General features: G+C 60.8%; 12 protein-coding genes. 9 read left to right on the forward strand and 3 right to left on the reverse strand.

What is annotated here, in order from left to right:
- The first annotated feature begins 330 nt into the window (after positions 1 to 330).
- A complete protein-coding gene (locus tag BLV18_RS09965) occupies positions 331 to 6,171 on the forward strand; it encodes an anti-phage protein ProA (RefSeq protein WP_090358176.1) in 5,841 nt (1,946 codons plus the stop codon).
- A gap of 770 nt (positions 6,172 to 6,941) precedes the next feature.
- On the forward strand, positions 6,942 to 7,658 hold the full coding sequence (locus tag BLV18_RS09970; protein ID WP_208598852.1) for an NAD(P)-dependent oxidoreductase: 717 nt from the start codon (positions 6,942 to 6,944) through the stop codon (positions 7,656 to 7,658).
- A 156-nt stretch (positions 7,659 to 7,814) separates the two neighbouring features.
- Here BLV18_RS09970 and BLV18_RS09975 read toward each other — a convergent pair whose 3' ends face one another.
- A complete protein-coding gene (locus BLV18_RS09975; RefSeq protein ID WP_090358180.1) occupies positions 7,815 to 8,585 on the reverse strand; it encodes a GntR family transcriptional regulator in 771 nt (256 codons plus the stop codon).
- A gap of 69 nt (positions 8,586 to 8,654) precedes the next feature.
- On the opposite strand from BLV18_RS09975, the gene BLV18_RS09980 reads away from it, so the two are divergent.
- The 7 genes from BLV18_RS09980 to BLV18_RS10010 all read left to right on the forward strand — a co-directional run bounded on the left by BLV18_RS09980 (position 8,655) and on the right by BLV18_RS10010 (position 17,577).
- Positions 8,655 to 9,938: a M20 family metallopeptidase gene (locus tag BLV18_RS09980; RefSeq protein ID WP_090358181.1), complete on the forward strand. Its 1,284-nt coding sequence runs from the start codon at positions 8,655 to 8,657 to the stop codon at positions 9,936 to 9,938.
- 93 nt (positions 9,939 to 10,031) lie between these two features.
- The gene (locus BLV18_RS09985; protein ID WP_090358183.1) at positions 10,032 to 11,603 is read left to right on the forward strand and encodes an ABC transporter substrate-binding protein; all 1,572 of its coding nucleotides are present in this window, start codon (positions 10,032 to 10,034) and stop codon (positions 11,601 to 11,603) included.
- Positions 11,604 to 11,618: 15 nt separating this feature from the next.
- Entirely contained in the window at positions 11,619 to 12,566 is a 948-nt protein-coding gene (locus tag BLV18_RS09990) for an ABC transporter permease (RefSeq protein WP_090358185.1), read from the forward strand.
- Positions 12,559 to 13,392, forward strand: coding sequence for an ABC transporter permease (locus tag BLV18_RS09995; RefSeq protein ID WP_049859653.1), 834 nt, complete (start codon positions 12,559 to 12,561; stop codon positions 13,390 to 13,392). Before BLV18_RS09990 ends, BLV18_RS09995 begins: the two co-directional genes overlap by 8 nt.
- The gene (locus BLV18_RS10000; RefSeq protein ID WP_090358187.1) at positions 13,389 to 15,023 is read left to right on the forward strand and encodes a dipeptide ABC transporter ATP-binding protein; all 1,635 of its coding nucleotides are present in this window, start codon (positions 13,389 to 13,391) and stop codon (positions 15,021 to 15,023) included. The genes BLV18_RS09995 and BLV18_RS10000 overlap by 4 nt, the downstream gene beginning before the upstream one ends.
- Entirely contained in the window at positions 15,013 to 16,239 is a 1,227-nt protein-coding gene (locus tag BLV18_RS10005) for a M20 family metallopeptidase (RefSeq protein ID WP_090358189.1), read from the forward strand. Before BLV18_RS10000 ends, BLV18_RS10005 begins: the two co-directional genes overlap by 11 nt.
- A gap of 90 nt (positions 16,240 to 16,329) precedes the next feature.
- Entirely contained in the window at positions 16,330 to 17,577 is a 1,248-nt protein-coding gene (locus BLV18_RS10010) for an OprD family porin (protein ID WP_244156837.1), read from the forward strand.
- A 9-nt stretch (positions 17,578 to 17,586) separates the two neighbouring features.
- On the opposite strand, the gene BLV18_RS10015 is transcribed toward BLV18_RS10010, so the two are convergent.
- Positions 17,587 to 18,633: an AraC family transcriptional regulator gene (locus tag BLV18_RS10015; RefSeq protein ID WP_090358194.1), complete on the reverse strand. Its 1,047-nt coding sequence runs from the start codon at positions 18,631 to 18,633 to the stop codon at positions 17,587 to 17,589.
- Positions 18,634 to 18,798: 165 nt separating this feature from the next.
- The gene (locus tag BLV18_RS10020; protein WP_090358197.1) at positions 18,799 to 19,986 is read right to left on the reverse strand and encodes an acetyl-CoA C-acyltransferase; all 1,188 of its coding nucleotides are present in this window, start codon (positions 19,984 to 19,986) and stop codon (positions 18,799 to 18,801) included.
- Positions 19,987 to 19,999 lie beyond the last annotated feature (13 nt).

Here is a 19,999-nt window from a genome sequence, read left to right on the forward strand (position 1 = left end):
GTGGAGATCTTGATGGTTGACCTCGAATGAAGGGCGACACCGACTTGCCGGTTGTTCATTGAGGCGAAGAAAGCTATGTCCGCTCGTGGGGGGCCAAGCAGGGATTCTGTGCTGAACTGCGGGAGTCCGAAGCGAGATCATAGGTAGGCGAGGGCGCGCCTCAAACGCAGCTGCGCCCGCTCGCAAAAGCGCGGCCTCTCAACTTTAATAATGCATCAACCCGTCTGGTTAACTGATAAACAAATTCCCAACCGTCGATTACTAATGGACTATAGGCGCCATTTGCGGCCTTTTCAGGAGGCCAGCGCTTGCAGCAGCAGGAGCCCGTGAATGAACATCAAGATTGAGGCGCTGATTGCCCGTAAAATCGGCTTCGCCTCACACCAGAATGCGGTACCGCTCGTACGCGAGTTAAGCATCTGGAACCAAGAAGAGACGACCCTAGAAAACCTCACCCTGACTTTGAGTACCGACCCGGACTTCGTCGAAAGCCGAACTTGGAATATTGACCGTATCCATGCGGGTGACCGCCTCAGCATTTCCGAACGCGACATCAAGCTCAATGCAGGCTACCTATCTGGGCTTAGCGAAAGCCTGACCGCTGATGTCGTAATGCGTCTGGTTCAAGGTGAGAGCCTACCCCTCGAACAGCGCTTCCCAACAGAATTGCTGGCTCGAACAGAGTGGGGCGGTTTGAGCGCCATGCCTGAGCTGCTGGCTGCTTTCTGCATGCCCAATGACCCAGCGGTAGACCGTGTGCTCAAAGCCGCTTCGCAAGTGTTGCGCCGGGCAGGCAAGAAAGATGGCATTGACGGCTATGAAAGCAAATCACGCACCCGTACTTGGGAACTGGCCTCTGCCATCTGGTCAGGGGTTTGCAGCTTTCAATTGAGCTACGCATTGCCTCCGGCCAGCTTCGAGCATCAGGGCCAGAAGATCAGGCCCCCGAGTGTCGTGCTGGAAAACGGTGTTGCAACGTGTCTCGACACCGCCTTGTTGTTCGCAGCGGCGCTAGAGCAGGCCGGACTAAACGCTTTGCTTCTGATGACAAAAGGGCATGCATTCGCTGGCGTCTGGTTACAGCCTCAAGAGTTTTCGCAACTGCTGACCGACGAGGCCTCGGCAGTGCGCAAGCGTCTTGATTTGAAGGAGATGGTGGTTTTCGAGACCACCTTGGCGACACAAGCGCATCCGCCTGGCTTCAGCCAGGCAGTCGCAGCGGCCGAACGGCAGCTCGATGATGAGCAGTTCATTATGGCCATCGACGTGCATCGTGCCCGCATGCAGAAGATACGCCCAATGGCGCTAGTGTCTGCGGTCGAGGTGGTCGACTCGACCTCCGACGCGTTGCCCGCTGCTCAAGGGCTAGAAGATGCTCCGCAGCTCCCAGGGTTCGATATCGAAATCAACGAGGGAAGCGACGGTCCAGCCGGCAAGCTTACGCTTTGGCAGCGCAAACTACTTGATCTCACCACTCGCAACCGCCTGCTGCACCTACCAGATAGCGCCAAGGGTGTACGTCTTCTTTGCCCGGACCCAGCCGCTCTTGAGGATCTTCTCTCCAGTGGCGGGCGCATTCGCGTGGTGCCAGTACCTGACCTGAAAAGCAGTGGCCGTGATGTCGCTCTCTATGAGCAGCGAAACAACGAAAGCCTGGTTGATGAAGTCGCTCGTCAGGCACTTGCGCGTGGCGAAGTCCTAGCGAATCTGGAAAAGGTCAAGCTTGAAGCGACGCTCATCGATCTGTTTCGCAAAGCGCGCAGCGATTTGGAGGAGGGCGGAGCAAACACCCTGTTCTTGGCCATCGGTTTCCTCAAGTGGAAGAAAAGCGCAGACGACGTAAAAGCGTACTCAGCCCCACTGATCTTGCTACCGGTAAAGCTTGAGCGCAAAAGCGCTTTGTCCGGGGTGACACTGAGCCTGCTCGATGAAGAGCCACGTTTTAACCTCACGCTGCTTGAACTGCTACGTCATGATTTTGAGCTGATGATCCCTGGGCTCGATGGCGAACTACCGAATGATGAAAGCGGCATCGATGTGACCGGCATCTGGAACATGGTGCGGCGAGCAGTACGCGATGTGCCCGGGTTTGAGGTGAGCACCGAGCTGGTACTAGGCACATTCTCCTTTGCCAAATACTTGATGTGGAAAGACCTAAACGCCAACGCGGCGCAGTTGCTGCAAAGCCCTCTGGTCAAGCACCTCTTGGAGCCAAATGAAGCAGGGCAGAGCTTTTCCTGTTCAGACGACTTCCCACGGCCCGAGCGACTGGATTCATCTGTTACTCCCGCACAACTGTTCGCACCACTGCCTGCCGACTCGTCGCAGCTATCAGCCGTAGTTGCTTCTGCCAGTACTCATAGCTTTGTAATGGATGGTCCACCTGGCACCGGGAAATCGCAGACCATTGCCAATATGATTGCGCACAACCTAGCCTTGGGTCGTCGCGTGCTCTTCGTTGCCGAAAAGCGTGCGGCCCTGGATGTGGTTTATCGCCGACTGGCTGAAAAAGAACTGGGCGAGTTCTGCTTGGAGCTGCATTCAAGCAAGGCGTCGAAGGTTGAGGTGCTCAAACAGCTGGATCGTGCGTGGGACGTGAGCGACGCATTGAGCCCCCAAGAGTGGGAGCATGAAGCTGCGCGGTTGCAAACCCTTCGTTCACGACTGAACCAGTTGGTTGACGTCCTGCACCGCCGTTGGGATAACGGCCTTTCCCTGCACCAAGCGATTGGTCGTGTAATCCGCGACCACAGCCTACAGACACCGAAACTGAGCTGGGCCCCGACCACACGGCACGATACTGCCGAGTATGGAAATTTACTCGATATCTCCCGGCGGCTTGGCTTAAACGGCAACGCCGCTCGTGATCTGTCAGGCAGATTTGGTGCTCTGTCGCAGACCCAATGGTCGAACGCCTGGCAGTCAGAGATCGCCAAGGCCTCACGTGAATTGCCGCAGGCGCTTGATGCGTTGAACGCCGCAAGCGAGAAGCTCCTTGGGCTGACGCACCTGTCGTTGCCTGTAGCCGAGGTGGTTCAGATCCAGCAGTTATGTGATTTGGTCACTCTGGTCGTGGAGTCCCATGGGCAGAACCTTTCCTTCGCATTTGCGCCCGATGCTGTGACGCGTATCAAATCCGCGAGACGGGCGTGTCAGTTGATCGAGAGCTACAGGGAGCTTGAGGAACGGCTCTCACTGGATTACGCCGATGAAGCGTGCCGCCGTGTTCCGTTCGAACAATTGCGCAGTGACTGGCAATCGGCTGAGGGTAAGTTCTGGTTCCTGGCAACGTTCGCCCAGAAAAAGGTTGCGAAGAAGTTAGCCACATTGGGTGGTGCAGCGGGTCTTCCAGATACCCTGGCCGATCTCGCTACTTTCGAGCGCCTTCATGCTCAGCTAACCGAGTTGGATGGGTTGGCAGGCGATATGCAGTCGATTCCAGGCTGGCAAGGTCTGACGAGCGACAGCGCCCGCACACTGCGCGCTGTCATATTAGCTGAAAATCTGCGCGGGCTGCTGAGTGCTCACGCCGAATCACCCGACCACCTGGTTTCCTTGCGCGGCTCAGTCGCGCGTCTTGTCATCGATGCGAATGAAATGCTGGCGCCAACTGGGCAAATCGCTGCTGCGCTGACGGTCTTGCAACAAGCCTTATCGCGATATGACGATGCAGCACGACTATTTGCGGGACTGGCTGGAAACAGCACCGGTACGCATCCGTCCGTTGCTGCACTGCGGGCTACCACGCTCTCCATTCAGCAACAGGAAGAACAGCTAAAAGCATGGTGCGATTGGTGCCGAGTCCGCGAGCAGGCTACCGAGGCTGGACTCATCAGTCTGGCTCACGCTCTGGAAGCAGGACGTCTGTTGCCAACCGCAACTGAAGACACATTCGTCACTGCCTACGCCCATTGGTTTGCGACCCATGGCATCGACAGTGAACCGCTTCTCAGAAACTTCGTCGCTGCCGAACACATGAGTGATATCGGGGCATTCGTTCGTCTGGACGATGAACTGGCGAAATTAACCGTGCGATACATCCGGGCGAAGCTCTGCGGGCTTATCCCATCCAAGAACGACATCCCCAAGAGCAGCGGCTTCGCGATTCTCAAACACGAATTGCAAAAGTCTCGTCGGCACAAACCGGTCCGGCAGTTGGCGATTGAGATGGGCGATGCGTTGAACCGGCTGGCTCCGTGCATGCTCATGAGCCCGCTGTCCATTGCGCAGTTCCTACCTGCCGATCAGCCTCCATTTGACTTGGTCATCTTCGACGAGGCTTCGCAGATCGCTCCATGGGACGCCATTGGCTCCATTGCTCGAGGCAAGCAAGTGGTAATCGCAGGTGACCCGCGTCAGATGCCACCGACCAACTTCTTCAGCCGTGGTCCAAACGCGGGGGACGATGATACCGCCGAAGACATGGAAAGCATCCTGGATGAATGCTTGGGGGCAGGGGTGCCAAGCCACAGCCTGAGCTGGCACTACCGAAGCCGTCATGAAAGCCTGATCGCGTTCTCCAACCATCGTTACTACGATAGCAACCTGATTACCTTCCCTGCGGCGGAGACCCGTGCAAGCGCTGTCGAGTGGCGCAAGGTTGAAGGTGTCTATGCGAAAGGGAAAGGCCGCTACAACCAAGCTGAGGCTGAAGCCATCGTCATGGAGACGGTAAAGCGTCTGACCGATCCTGCGTTCGTCGCTGCCGGCCACTCAATCGGGATCATCACGCTTAACTCTGACCAGCAAAAGCTGGTCAACGATTTGCTGGATACCGCACGCAAGCAGTACCCAGAAATCGAGCCGTTTTTCCAAGATACACAGACCGAACCTGTAGTCGTGAAGAACCTGGAAACGGTCCAGGGCGATGAGCGCGATTTGATCATGCTCGGGATAGGTTATGGACCTACGGAGCCGGGCGCGCCGGTCATGTCCATGAACTTCGGCCCGCTCAACAAGGACGGTGGATGGCGCAGGTTGAACGTCGCCATCACCCGGTCTCGGCGAGAGATGCTCGTTTTCACATCCTTCGATCCGTCGATGATCGATCTGAACCGGACCAACGCTCGCGCCGTCCGCGACTTGAAGCACTTCATCGAATTCGCTCAGCGCGGCCCGAGGGTACTGGCCGAGGCGATACAAGGCTCGGTAGGCGGCTACGACTCGCCGTTCGAGGAGGCTGTCGCCCAGGGTCTCCGACGTCTTGGCTGGCAGGTAGTGCCACAAATTGGCGTATCGCGTTTCCGCATCGATCTGGGAATTGTTCACCCTGATAGGCCGGGTGATTACTTGGCAGGCGTTGAATGCGATGGCGCCACATATCACAGCGCTGCCACTGCTCGGGACCGAGACAAAGTTCGCGCGGCGATTCTCAAAGGCTTGGGATGGAATCTACTGCGCTTGTGGTCGACGGAATGGTGGGTGAACAAGGAAGGCGCTCTACAGAAGCTGCACGCAGCCCTCAATGACCTACTGGATCAATCCCGGCTGGCAGTTGCGCCAATTCAGGCGGATGACGTGGTAGCTCCAACGGTCGTGATCGACTTCGCCGTGGAGCCCGAGATGGACGAGGTTGTAGAAGTCTCCATTGAATCCCCGGTCGCTCTCAGTAATGAGCAATCATTAGAGGTCGGAGAGGCTCGAATCGCTCGCGTCTGTAGCGCCCAAGCTGCTGCCGGACGACAGGGTGAATATCGAGTGGCTGATCTTTCGGCACTCGCCTCATTGATCGAAGCCGAGCGGTTTCACGTACCTGAATACACCCCCGTGCTACAACAGATCATCGAAGAGGTGCTTCGCCAGGAGGCGCCAATCCTCGACACGCTATTGGTTCAACGTGTCGCACGTGCACATGGCTTCCAACGATCGGGTCGACTGATTAGAGATCGCGTGTTGGAGCTGGCTGATCAGCATTATCACGTCCAGCAGGCGGGCTTTGGAGAGGTATTTATCTGGCAAGCTTACGGCGATGTGATGGCGTGGTCGACATACCGTGTTCCCGTATCGGCCAACGATGCACGTTCGATTGAAGAAATTGCCGCAGAGGAGCTGCGCATCGCTGCGAGCATCATTGATGCGGCAGACCCTGCATTAGAAGTTGCGCGGCTGCTTGGGGTCAAACGGCTCACTGGGGCTGCGCGTCAGCGTATAGAGCGAATTCTGAATGCGTGACCAGAGGCGCTCCATGAGCAACACCACAGTGCCGGGCGAAAATCAGAGGCGCGATCAACCTAGACCATGACGCTCATGTCCTCGGGAGTGATGTAACTGAACCAACCGAGGGCGCCGAGCGGACTAACGAAGATAGCCATCGTGGTTCTTGTGGAGGGGGTGTGGCCTGAGCTGGGCAAGGATGGTTAATACCTGATTTAACATAATATACATTATGCGTAACGCCATGTCGTGCGTTCCGGACAAGCAGGGTTGCCTTGGTTTCCAAGCCTGTCTGCTTAATCATGCTGTTACCGTTCACAAATAAATGGAAAGACAGCCTCCACGGTGACCCGTTGTTCTGATTGGTTTTTCCATGTGCTGCGGAAGATCTTTAGCTTCGTTCGGTCGTAATTTGCCGGAGCTCACCACTTCGTGCCACTCGGTACCGTCAGGATCTCGCTAGGATCTCGTTTCCGCTAAGGAATGATTGTTTACAGACCGTCATTCTGATTCCCGGGCGACTACTCAACACACCAGACATTGAGCAACAAATATGGAGCCATGCGGCGCGTTGCCGAGCTCCGGCCACAACTCTGCTAGCAAGATCATGAGGCAGCTGTGAGCGTCAGGCTACTGTGTCAGTGAAGAAAGACAGCCAGTGGCCGCGGCGCTCCAGGCTCATCAATAGCATTGGGTTGGCTTCTCAGGAATCTGAACAGAGGCGGTACAGGCACGCTGCACAATCGTGATCCGAAGGGTCAAGCTTAGGTAACATCCGAGCAAATGGCGTGCTCGACCAAATGCCTCAGGGCTCGATCCACGTCAACATGGCGACCGTCTCCGTTGCCATGGCTAAAAAACTGACACAGCTGCATGCCGATCGCGGCGTGGGATATGTCGCAGCCCCCGTGCTGGCGCGCATTGACGTTGCCGCTGCCGGCAACCTCAACATTCTCGCCGCGGGCAAAGGGCAGGATCTGGACCGCATTCAGCACCTGCTGGACCTTATGGGCCAGAAAACCTGGCGCTATGGCGAAGATCCCGCGCAAGCCAACGTGGTCAAGATCGCCGCTAATTTCTCAATTGCCTGCGCGATCGAAACCATGGCCGAAACTTCGGCACTGGTGCGCGCCTACGGCATTGAATCCCAAGCATTCATCGACCTGCTCACTCAGACGCTCTATCCGTCTCCCGTCTACAAAGGCTACGGCACGATGATCGCCCAGGAGCGCTACTCGCCGGCCGGGTTCAAGCTATCGCTGGGCCTCAAGGATGTCGGGCTCGCGTTGGAAGCCGGGGAAGCGCAACACCTGTCACTCCCCCTCGGAAGCACACTGCGTGACTGCCATCTTGAAGCTATTGCACAAGGCGATGGGCCGCGCTCGGGAAAGCGGCAGCGTGTCGCGGCAACATCGACTAAACACGACCTTTTTTACGGATCCATGTTTTCAGCGTCTGATTCGCTCATTGAACATCCCACAGTCGAATACTTCTACAGCCACTAAACAGCACAGGAGAGCCCTCTTCGCACGCTAAATTCGTCGAAAACACGATAACTCTACTAAATAGGCATTTAGTAGAGTTACTAATGAGGCCCATCCACGAACACCACCCGTCTGCCCCAAATCACATGCACGGCACGCTTTCCTTCAACGCCTTGATCACCGAATCTCGTTCACATACATGAAGTGCTCCGTACTTGCGCGCTGGTGCGTGATCATCACCGGCGTTGCCGTCTGGTCGAACGATATGGCGTCGATGATCATCACGGCATGGGGCGCCTCCAGCTGCAGCAGCTTGCAGTCCTCTGCCGTGGCCAGGCCAGCGGTCAGCTGTTCGCGCACCGCCGCTACGCGTATGCCGTAGTGTTCGAGCAAGTGGCGATACAAGAGTTCGGGAAAGGCTTCCGGCCCGGGGAAGTCCGGGACTTTGCTTGCCACTACCGTGAAATGTTCGTGCATGGCGGCAACGCCGGCGATGGTGCGCAGTCGATGCAGACGGTAAACGGGGCTGGCGGGTTCGATAAGCAGTTTGTCGGCCTCCTCCGCCGTGGCCTTGCCCATCTGGTAGTCGAGCAAGGAGGTGCTGGATTTCAGCAGTGCGCCTTCCTTGTTGTGCAGCCGGAAGTACTGGAAGAAATAGCGCAGGTTGTGCAACGGCGCCCAGCCTGTGACGACGGTGCCGGTCTTGCGGCGGCGCATCAGCATGCCTTCTGTCACCAATTCGGCCAGTGCGCGACGCACGGTGCCTACGGATACGCCGAAGTCTGCGGCCAACGCGTTTTCGCTGGGGATCACCGTGCCACTGGCCCACTCCCCTAGCAGGATCGCCTCTGAGACGCGCCGCTTCACCACTTCATAAAGCGGTGCGCTGTCCTGTTCGCTCAGTCGGGCAAAGCTGGCGTCGGCAGCCGGTGCGTTGCTGTTGGTCATCGTTTTTCCTTGACGTGCCATGCGGTGGTGTTTAACTATAAACTATATAGAAATACGGCGAGACTCAAAATGACGATGAATGCGGCACTTGAGCAGGCACTCGAATCGATCGATACGGATCATGATGGGCTGATCGACGATCTGCAACGCATGATCGCGGTCGATACCTGCTTCCCGCCGGGCGCGGGCTACGGCGCCTTCGCCGACTTGATGGAAACTCTGACCGCGCCGCTTGGCTTGCAGGCGACCCGGGTTTCGGTGCCCGAAGCACTGTGGCAGACCCGCAGCGGCGAAGCCCATGGCGAACGCATTAATCTGGTTGCCCGACATCCTGGAGACCAAGAGGTCTGCAGCCTGTATTTCCATGTCGACACAGTGCCGGCCGGTGACGGCTGGAACCACCCTCCTCTGCAGCTGACCGAAGCTGACGGCAAGCTGATCGGGCGCGGCACGGCCGATATGAAAGGCAGCATTGCCGCCACCTTGAGTGCCTTGCGTGCGGCGGCACGTTTCGACCTGCCGCTGCGCTACTGCCCTTCCCTGCTGCTGTGCACCGATGAGGAAGGCGGTCTTTATCCGGGTATCCGCTATTTGGCCGAACAACGCCTGGTCGAGGGCCATATCCTGAGTTTTAACGGCGGTGCCGCGCCGAGGATCTGGGCTGGGTGCTTTGGCAGTATCGACCTGAAGATCACGGTCAAGGGCCGCTCTTCGCACTCCGGTGAACCGGTCGATGCCATCAATGCCATCGAGGAAAGCCTGCCGCTGCTAAACGCTTTGTACGCACTCAAGCAGCAGGTAGAACAGCGTGCATGGCCGATGCCGGCGCCGCCCCACTACAACGGTGCACCTCTGATCTCGCGCATGACCTTGGCCGCGGCCCATGGCGGTAGCAAAGGCTCTACCGTTCCAGCGCAGTTCGAGGTGCTGATCAACCGTCGCTACGCACCGCAAGAACCCTTCGATCAGGTGCTGGCAGAACTGCACCATTGCATCGACACCGCCATGGCCGCAAGCGCGGCACGTGCGGTGCAAGCTGAAGTGATCGGCCATCTTGCCCCGGTTGCGGACCCGACCGGTCCCCATTGGCCGCGCTGGCAAGCCGCACTGGGCGTGGGTTTCGGTTTCACCGCCGAGCAGTTTCAGTGCTATGGCTCCAGCAGCAGCTCGGATATGGGCTGGGTGCAACAGGCCGGTATCCAGGAGATTTTGTTGGGTGGCCTGATTCGCCCGCACAGTCGCATTCATGCCAGCGACGAGTACACGACCCGCGAAGATCTGGTCGCCCTGGCCAAGTCGATCCTGGTCTACCTGGCTGCAGACTTCACCCTTGGGACCGCCGCAACAGGCTAACCCCAAGCGACCACCGAAGACTGGCATCAAGATCGGTCATCGGCACTTTTTACCTAGCTGCCCCACAATCTCTTTGCTAAGTGAAGTATCGCCATGACTACCGTTTTCCGGCTCAACCGTCGCCGCTTTCTTGCAACCACGGCCATCGTCACCGGCGCTGCCATGCTGCCGTTCTCCAGCACATTGTGGGCCGCTGGCGCCGCGCGCAAAGGCGGCACGCTGCGCATCAGCGTCGACCAGGCGGTGGGCATGCTCAATCCGCTGCTGGCTCGGGTCAATCCCGAGTACCTGCTCAGCGAACTTCTGTACAACGGGCTTACACGCCTGAGTCACGACATGCAGGCCGAGCCCGATCTGGCCACGTCCTGGAGCCATAACGAAGCGCTGACCGAGTGGACCTTCAGCCTGCGCGACAACCTGCTTTTCCACGACGGCAGCCGCTGCACATCCAGGGATGTCGTGGCCAGCCTGCTGGCGATCCTCGATCCCAAGACCGCGTCGCCCGGCCTGCGCAACATCGGCCCGATCAAGTCCGTGGAAGCGATCGACGAGCTGCACGTCAAGCTGACCACCACCATGCCCTACGCAGACCTGCCCATCAGCTTGGCCTACCCGGACGCCAAGATCGTGCCCGCGGCGATCGTCCAGGGGGATATGGCCCGCCTGACGCGCGAAGCCGTGGGCACAGGGCCGTTCAAGCTGACCTCGTTCGAGCCCGAGCGTCTGGTCGTGGTCACTCGCAACGAACGGTTTCATGACCCCGAGCGGCCGTTTCTGGATAGCGTCGAAATCCGTGTCTATCCCGATCCGACTGCGGAGAGTTCTGCGCTGATGTCCGGCGACATCGATCTCATGCTGTCAGCCCAGGCCACCGAGTTCAGCCGCCTTGGCCAAGCCAGCGGCGTGACCGGACTGCGTGCACCTTCCGGGCAGTTCCTCAACATCAACATGGCCTGCGACCAGAAGCCGTTCAACGACGTGCGGGTGCGCCAGGCACTGTCGCTCTGTGTCGATCGAGCGGCACTGGTAGACTTCGTGGCGGAAGGCTTCGGCACGCCGGGCAACGATACACCGCTCAATGCCGCTTACCGTTACCACGCCGATATCGAACTGCGTCAGGCCGATATCGCCAAGGCCAGGCAGCTGTTGGCCGACGCCGGCTATCCCGATGGCCTGGACATCACCTTGGTTGCCTCCGACAAGCCCTCCACGCGCACCCAGTTGGGCATTGCCGTACGGGAAATGGCCAAGCCCGCCGGGTTCAATATCAAGGTCGAGACCATGGCCAACAGTACCTACCTGGACCAGGTCTGGAAGAAAGGCAATTTCTACGTCGGTTTCTACAACATGCAACCTTCGGCCGACGCGGTGTTTTCCCTGCTCTACACCTCGGACGCCGCCTGGAACGAAACGCGCTGGAACAACAGCGAATTCGATGCCGCCGTGGCCGCTGCGCGGGGCACGGACGATCCGGTCAAGCGTGCGGCGTTGTACGGCACGGCCCAGCGCCTGATGCACGAGCAGGTCCCATCGCTGATCCCGACCTTCTTCGATGTGCTGGCGGCCCAGCGTAACTATGTTCAAGGCTATCGATTGCACCCTCGCGGCGCGGTGTTTCGCCTGGATCAGGCCTGGTTGGATGAAGGCGCCCCGAAGCGCGGATGAATCGAGGGTAATCCTGTGACTGCTGCCTACCTGACCAAGCGTTTGCTTCTGGTCGTCTATACCCTGCTGATCGTTTCGTTGCTGGTGTTCGCCATCACCCAATTGCTGCCGGCCGATGCCGCCGTGACGCTGCTGGGCCAGAACGCCACGCCCGAAGCGCTCGCCGCCCTGCGCGCCAAGCTCGGGCTGGACCAACCGGCGTGGCTGCAATTCGGCCACTGGCTGATGGCCGTGCTGCAAGGCGATCTCGGCCTGTCGATGCGCAACGGCCAACCGGTGCTGGGTTCATTGCTGGACGCGCTGGGCCGCTCCCTGTTGCTCGCAGGCTGTTCCCTGCTGCTGATGCTGGCCGTGGCCATTCCGCTGGGCATTCTCGCCGCGGTACGGCGCGGGCGACCGGTGGACCTGATCATTGCCCTGTTCTCCTACATCGGCGTGTCGCTGCCCGAGTTCGTCACGGCAACCCTGTTGGTGCTGCTGTTCGCCGATATCTGGCAGCTGCTGCCGGCCACCGGTTACGTGCCGCTTTCGGAAAACTTCGGCGAAGGCCTGCGGCACCTGATCCTGCCGACGCTCACGGTGTCGATGATCATGGTCGCTCACGTGTCGCGGATGGTGCGCTCCGAGATGATCGACGTGCTCGAGACCGACTACATCCGTGCGGCGCGGCTCAAGGGACTGTCGCGGCGCCGTGTGCTGTTGCGTCATGCGCTGCGCAACGGCCTGCTGCCGACCATCACCATCGTCGCGCTGGACGTGGGCTATCTGCTGGGCGGCATCGTCGTGGTGGAAGAAATCTTCAACATTCCAGGCATCGGCCGGGAGCTGCTGGTGGCAGTCGCGGCCCGCGATCTGCCGGCCATTCAGGGCGGTGTGCTGATCCTCGCCGCGACCTATTGCGTGGTCAACTTCATCGCTGACCTGACCTATGCCTACCTTGATCGGCGGATTCAATATGCGTGACATCATCTACCGACTGCTGAGCTCGCCGCAGGGTCTGGTGGGCAGCATCATTCTGCTGCTGGCGATCGTGCTGGTCTGCGCCGGGCCGGCGCTGGCCCCTTACGACCCGGAGGCGATTTCCATCCTGGCCCGGTACAAGGCACCCAGCCTGGTGCATTGGCTGGGCACCGACCAACTGGGACGCGACATTTTCAGCCGCCTGCTCATCGGAGCCCGCGCGACCATTTCGCTGTCGGTGCTGGCCACCGCGATGGCGATGCTGCTGGGCGCATTGCTCGGCACGGCAAGCGGCTATCTGGGCGGGCGTATCGATGAAGCGCTGATGCGCACGCTGGACGCCGTAATGTCGATCCCCAGCCTGCTGTTCGCGCTGTTGATCGTCAGCACGTTGGGCAAAAGCGACCTCAACGCCGTGCTGGCGATCACCATCGCCTTTGTTCCCGGCATGGCGCGGATCGCGCGCAGCGTTGCCCTCGCCGCTCGCCGTCAGGACTACGTCAGCGCTGCCATTGCCCGCGGCGAATCCACTGCCTACATCGTGGTGCGGGAAATGCTGCCCAACATCGTTGCGCCGATCATTGTCGAGGCCACCATCCGCGTCGCGTTCGCCATCATGCTGTTCGCCACCCTCAGCTTCCTCGGCCTGGGTGCGCAACCGCCGCAGCCGGAATGGGGCCTGATGGTGGCCGAGGCCAGACGTTATTTCTTTCAGGCACCGTGGATGATGCTCATGCCCGGCCTGGCCATCGCCATCATCGCGATCGGTTTCAATCTGCTGGGCGATGGCTTGCGCGATGCCCTCAATCCCAAGGGGCACCGCCAATGACTGCCGTGTTGCAAGTGACTGACTACAGCCTGGACTATCAGCTGCCGGGCGGCCCGCTCCACGTCTTGCAGAACATCGACTTCCAGGTCGGTGCCGGTGAAGTCGTGGGGCTGGTCGGCGAATCCGGTTCGGGCAAGACCACCCTGGGCTTTGCCATCATGCGCTACCTGGCGAGCAACGCTCGCGACGTGGGTGGCAGCATCATTCTGCAAGGTGAAGACCTGCTGCAGATGCCGCAACGCCAGGTCGAGCAGCTACGCGGCGGACGCCTGGGAATGATCTTCCAGGACCCGAGCGCTTCGCTCAACCCGACCCTGAGCCTGGGCGAACAAGTGGTGGAAGTGCTGACCCGCCATCGCGACCTCAGCTATCGCGACGCTTGGGCCCTGGGTGAGCAACTGCTCGCCGATGTCGATCTCAAAGACCCGGCGGCAGTGATGAAGCGCTTTCCCCACGAAGCCTCCGGCGGTGAAAAACAACGCGTGCTCATCGCCACGGCGTTCGCCTGTCGCCCGCAATGCCTGATCTTCGACGAGCCAACCACCGCGCTGGACGTGATCAGCTCTGCGCAGATCCTGCAACTGTTCCGGCGTCTGCGCGAGGAAACCGGCGTGGCCTCGCTGTACATTTCCCACGACCTGGCCCTGGTCTCGCGGGTGGCGGATCGGGTCTGCGTCCTGAATCAGGGGCGCATCGTTGAACAGGCGGCCGGTGCGCGGATCTTCAGCGCGCCCAGCGATGCGTACACGCAACGACTGGTAGCCGCCGTGCCGGCTGCGGATAAGCGTCTGCTAAGCGAAACCGTTGCGCCGAGTCAGCCGCTGCTGCACGTCAACGGACTCAGCGTGCGTTACGGTCGTCCCGGTTTGCTCGACGGTCTGCTGCGAGGTCCCGCCAAGCCTTCCCTGGCGGCGCGAGACATGACCCTGAGCATGGCGCGTGGCGAGATCCTCGGCATCATCGGCGAATCCGGGTCGGGCAAGTCGACCCTGGCCAAGGCGTTGACCGGCCTCACCCCGTTCACCGGGCAGGTGCAGTTCGAGGGCGTCGACATTCGTGGCGCCGCCGACATGAGCCGTGACTACCGGCGCAAGGTGCAGATCATCTTTCAGCACCCGGATGCCTCGCTCAATCCGCGTCAGACCATCGGCCAGATTCTCGCTCGCCCGCTTCGGCTCTATGGCCTGCCCGAGGGAGAAACCGAGCGCCAGGCCGTCGCCCGACTGCTGCGCGAGGTGCGCCTGCCCGAGGATTTCGCCGATCGCTTTCCACACGCCCTGTCCGGCGGCCAGAAACAGCGGGTGGCGATCGCTCGCGCCTTCGCGGCGCGACCGGAGCTGGTGATCTGCGACGAGATCACCGCCGCGCTGGACGTGTCGGTGCAGGCCACGGTGATCGAGCTGTTGCTGGAGCTGCGCCGCAAGCATGGCACCGCCTACCTGTTCATCACCCATGACCTGAACCTGATCCGCCAGATCGCTCACCGCATCGCCGTGATGTACCGCGGCGATCTGTTGGAAATCCTGCCCGCGCAAGACATGGCCGAACAGTCCCGTCACCCCTATACCCGTGCCCTGCTCCAGGCAGTGCCGCAGCCCCTCACCGAAATGGAGCAACTCGATGACGCCTGATGCGCTGATCCACAGCATCGATGAGGCCTACTGCCTCGACTTTCTTGCGCGCATGGTGCAGCACAAGAGCTACAGCGCCACGGCCGGGGAGCGTCGGCTGGCCGAATACATGACTGGGCAGATGAGCGAGCTGGGGCTGCACAGCGAGCTAATGCCGGTGCCCGGCGAACGCCTCAATGCCATTGGCACACTCAAGGGCCAGGGCGGTGGTGGTCACAGCCTGTTGTTCAACGGCCATCTGGACACCAACCCGGTCACCGAAGGCTGGACCGTGGACCCATGGGCCGGCAAGGTCGATGACGAGTTCATCTATGGCATCGGTGTCTCCAACATGAAGGCCGGTGATGCCGCCTACTTCTGCGCGCTGAAAACCTTGATAGACGCCGGGATCAAGCTCAAGGGCGACGTGATCCTGACCTATGTGGTCGGCGAGCTGCAAGGCGGGATCGGCACCATCGCGGCGATCGAACAAGGCGTGAAAGCCGACTACTTCATCAACTGCGAGCCGACCGACCTGCAGGCGGTGACCCTGCACGTGGGCTCGCTGATGTTCGTCATCGAGCTGACCGGTGACACCCGCCATCTGTCCAAGCGCGAAGAAGCGGTGGACGTCATCACTGCGGCGGTGCAACTCATTCCGCAGATCAACGGCATCACCTTCAGCGGCGCCCGCACGCCCGAGCATGAACAGGTCAACCGTGGTCACATCGGCGTGGTGCACGGAGCCCTCGGCCGCGACCTCGAAGAATGGCGTCCGCCGCAGGTCGCCGATTTCCTGCGCTTGCGCGGCTCGGCCCGCTACACCCCTGGGCAGACCGTCGAGTCGGTGCTCGCCGACCTGCAAGGACTGCTCGATCGCCTGTGCGAACAGTTTCCGGGCCTGCAAGCCAAGCTGATCAACGACAGCGACAACCAGCCGCTGATGCCGCCCTTCGAAGTATCCCTCGACTCGCCCATCGTCAAGGCCGTGAACGCCGCCTATCAGCAGGTGCGCGGTGAACCGCAGCCCACCGGAATCATCACCCCGCCGGCGTACTTCGGCACCGATGCCGCGCATTTTTACCAGCGCCTGGGTATGCAGGGCGTGGTGTGCGGGCCCGGTGGCAAGTTCAACACCATGCCCGACGAGCGTGTTCACAAGCGCGATTACCTGGACATGGTCCGCGTCTACATCCTGGCCATTCTGAGCATCTGCGAAGTGGCCGAGAGCAACTGATTCACCGCTGCAGGGCATGGACGCCCCATAACAATAATATTGCTTCAAGCCTTCGCCATCTGCTGATTATTCTCGATAAGGGTCAACACCATGCGGTCAGCTTTAATGCTTGGCAGTGCGACACTGTGCGCGGCCATTTCCCCTACGGCTTTTGCCGACGACGTGCTCGACAACCCGTTTTTCAAAGACAGCAGCACGCAGGTCATGGCGCGCAACTTCTACTTGAACCGGGATTTTCACAACACTGGCCCGAACGCGCAGAGCTATCGCGAAGAATGGGCCCAAGGCTTCATCGGCACCTTCACCTCGGGCTTCACTCCAGGAACTCTGGGCCTGGGTATAGACGCAATAGGCCTCTACGGCATGAAACTCGACAGCAGCTCGGACCGCATCGGTACCGGCCTGCTGCCCAGCAATGGCCGGCACACGCCGGGGGTCGATCGGGCCGAGGATGACTACTCACGCGCCGCGGCTGCGGTGAAGCTCAAGGTCTCGAACACGGTGCTCAAGTACGGCGAAATGACCCTCAATCTGCCGGTCTACTCGACCGGTGACAGTCGCCTCTTGCCCGAGACGACCGAAGGGTTCTACCTGAGCAGCAAGGAAATCGACAACCTGCGCATCGATGTCGCCCACCTCACCTCGCTCAGCACCTACGCGCAAAGTGGCCACAATGCCGGTGGCATGACCCGTGCAGACGTCTATGGCGCCACCTACAACTTCACCCCGGCCTTGACCGGCGCGCTGTATGCCTCGGATGTGCAGGATCTGTGGAAGAAGAAATACGCGGGGCTGAGCTGGGTCAAACCCATCGATGACCAGCAGGCATTTTCCGCCGACTTCCGCTTCTACAATCAGAAGAGCACCGGCGCCGAGCGCGGCGGGGATATCGACAGTAACTCGTTCAGCCTCAAGACCGCCTACAGCTACGGCACGCACAAGCTGACCCTGGCCTATCAGGCCATCACCGGCAAAGGCGGTTACGTCTTCTACACCGACGGCGGCAATACCAACTACATGGCCAACTACGTGCAGTACGCCGAATTCACCCGCGAGGACGAACGTTCGTGGCAGGCACGCTACGACTTCAACTTCGCCGGCCTTGGGGTGCCGGGGCTGGATGTGTTCGCCCGCTACCTGCGTGGCGACAACATCACCCTGGCCAACGGCGCGAGCGGCCAGACCGAATGGGAACGTGACCTGGAGGCAGCCTACACGGTGCAGAGCGGTCCTCTGAAAAACCTGACCTTCCGCCTGCGTCAGGCCACCTACCGCAACTCGTTCAGCGGCGATCTGGATGACGTTCGGTTCGTCACGCAATACCCGATCAATCTGTAGCTTACGTCTCTACTTTATCGATCGCTGTATCTTCGAACCGGGCCTGACAATGTCAGGCCCGCCTGCATCGAGAATCAGACTGCGGTAATGCCCGGGACTGGCCCCGGTCCACTTGCGAAACGCCTTGTAGAAGGAGCTGGCATCGGCGAAGCCCAGGCGCTCGGCGATGTCTTCGAACGTTGCCTGGGGTTCGGCCAGCCACAGCACCGCACGCTCGCGGCGCACGCTGTCCTTGAGGGCCTGATAGCCGGCGCCCTCCTCGGTCAGGTGCCGGCGCAGCGTGGCCACCGAAACACCGCAGTGGGCCGCCATCGCTTCGATGGCTGGAAAATCGGCAGCCGGCAGGTTGCGCAGGTGCTGGCGGATGCGCCAGCCGAGGCTGTCGGGATCGCGGTAGCGCACCAGAATGTTGGCCGGGGCGCGGGCCAGGAAACGACGCAGCTCCGTTGCGCTGCGCCGTACGGGAATGTCGAGGTGTTCGGCGGCGAAGATCAACCGCGTGCGTGGCCGCTCGAAGCGCAGGTTGGGCGAGAACATCACCTGGTAATCACCAACGTATCGAGGCGCAGGGCCGCGCAGTTCCATCGCCAGGATCGGGATACGCCGGCCAGCCAGCCAGCAGGCGATACCGTGCACGATCATCCAGTAGGTGAAACAGGAAAATGCGCGTTTGGGGTCGGCGCTGCGCTCGCGCAGGACGATTTCCGCAAGCGACCGCTGGGTCGCCAGACGGCCGTCGTAGTCGCTGAGCATCAGTGCAAGGAACTCCAGCGCCAGCTTGAGCGCGGCGCCCACGGTCGGCTGTTGCCGGCAGGCCTGGCACAGGAAGGCGAAGCTGCCGCGGCGCAATGGCCGCGCATCCATGGCAAAGAACTCGTCATCCAGCGCCCTGGCCAGTTGCCGCCAGAGCCGGGCGTAACGCTGAACCGGGACCCGGGCCTGATCATCCAGCAGCAGCTGTCCATCGATGCCCGCCGCCTGAAGGATTCGCTCCAGGTCGACATGGCTGTCGCGTACGGCTTCACGTACCAGGTGGATCGAGATCGTGTCGCGCATCGACGGGCTGTCGAGCGGTGTTCGGGTCAGGCTCACTCATCCTCGCTCACCGCTTCTGCGCGAAACGGACCGAATAGGCTGCGGAGCAATCGTTGCCCCGCCCTTGCGGTCTTCATTTCTAATCCATCCATTCGCGCCGAGCAAGCACCCTGACCACAGGCCTCCTCAATAGAGGCATTCGACCGCGATGGCCGTGGCTTCACCGCCGCCGATACAGATGGCAGCGATGCCGCGGCGCAGGTTGCGTTGCCGCAATGCCGCCAGCAACGTCACCACGATGCGCGCCCCGGACGCGCCGATGGGGTGGCCCAGTGCGCAGGCGCCGCCATTGACGTTGACCTTGCTTGCCGGCAGGTCGAGGGCCTGCATGGCGGCCAGGGTGACCACGGCGAACGCCTCGTTGATCTCGAACAGGTCGACGTCTTGTAGCGCCCAGCCGGTGTTTTCCACCAGCTTGCGAATGGCACCAATGGGCGCCACCGGGAACAGGTGCGGTGCATCGGCGAAGGCGGCATGCCCGTGAATGACCGCCAGCGGCGCAAGTCCGCGAGCCTGGGCTTCGCTTTGGCGCATCAGCAGCAAGGCTGCGGCGCCATCGGAAATCGAGCTGGAATTCGCCGCCGTCACGCTGCCGCCCTCACGAAAGGCCGGTTTCAGCGTGGGGATCTTGTCCGGGTTGGCCTTGGGCGGCTGCTCGTCATCGCTGATCATCTGCGGCTGCTTGTTGCGAATGACCTGCACCGGCACGATCTGCGAGGTGAAACTGCCGTCGCTGATGGCCTGGCGTGCGCGGGTCAGCGAAGCCAAGGCGAATTCGTCCTGGGTCTGACGGCTGAAACCGTGCGCCTGGGCGCAGTCCTCGGCAAAGGTGCCCATCAGGCGACCGGGTTCGTAGGCGTCTTCCAGGCCATCGAGGAACATGTGATCGAGTACCCGGCCGTGGCCCATGCGATAACCATCGCGGGCGCGATCCAGCAGGTAGGGCGCATTGGACATGCTCTCCATGCCCCCGGCCACCACCACCCGAGCACTGCCTGCGAGCAAGGCGTCGTGACCCATGAGCATGGCTTGCATGCCCGACCCGCACATCTTGTTCAGGGTCGTGCAAGTCGTGGCATGGGACAGCCCGGCGCCCAGTGCCGCCTGGCGCGCCGGTGCCTGGCCCAGCCCCGCCGGCAGCACGCAACCGAACAGGACCTGGTCGACGCTGCCGGCATCGATACCGGCGCGCTCGACGGCAGCCGCAATGGCCGCGGCGCCCAGCTGCGGCGCGGTCAGGCTGCGCAGGTCGCCTTGAAAGCCGCCCATGGGTGTGCGCACGGCACTGACGATAACGATCGGATCTTCATTCATCTGTAGTTTCCCT

Source organism: Pseudomonas coleopterorum (genome assembly GCF_900105555.1).
GTDB lineage: Bacteria > Pseudomonadota > Gammaproteobacteria > Pseudomonadales > Pseudomonadaceae > Aquipseudomonas > Aquipseudomonas coleopterorum.

Coding starts and splice junctions, on each gene's coding strand:
- BLV18_RS10010 (WP_244156837.1), top strand. CDS start 16,330: ATGCGGTCAGCTTTAATGCTTGGCAGTGCGACACTGTGCGCGGCCATT.
- BLV18_RS09975 (WP_090358180.1), bottom strand. CDS start 8,585: ATGACCAACAGCAACGCACCGGCTGCCGACGCCAGCTTTGCCCGACTG.
- BLV18_RS10020 (WP_090358197.1), bottom strand. CDS start 19,986: ATGAATGAAGATCCGATCGTTATCGTCAGTGCCGTGCGCACACCCATG.
- BLV18_RS09995 (WP_049859653.1), top strand. CDS start 12,559: ATGCGTGACATCATCTACCGACTGCTGAGCTCGCCGCAGGGTCTGGTG.
- BLV18_RS09965 (WP_090358176.1), top strand. CDS start 331: ATGAACATCAAGATTGAGGCGCTGATTGCCCGTAAAATCGGCTTCGCC.
- BLV18_RS10005 (WP_090358189.1), top strand. CDS start 15,013: ATGACGCCTGATGCGCTGATCCACAGCATCGATGAGGCCTACTGCCTC.
- BLV18_RS10015 (WP_090358194.1), bottom strand. CDS start 18,633: ATGCGCGACACGATCTCGATCCACCTGGTACGTGAAGCCGTACGCGAC.
- BLV18_RS09980 (WP_090358181.1), top strand. CDS start 8,655: ATGACGATGAATGCGGCACTTGAGCAGGCACTCGAATCGATCGATACG.
- BLV18_RS10000 (WP_090358187.1), top strand. CDS start 13,389: ATGACTGCCGTGTTGCAAGTGACTGACTACAGCCTGGACTATCAGCTG.
- BLV18_RS09985 (WP_090358183.1), top strand. CDS start 10,032: ATGACTACCGTTTTCCGGCTCAACCGTCGCCGCTTTCTTGCAACCACG.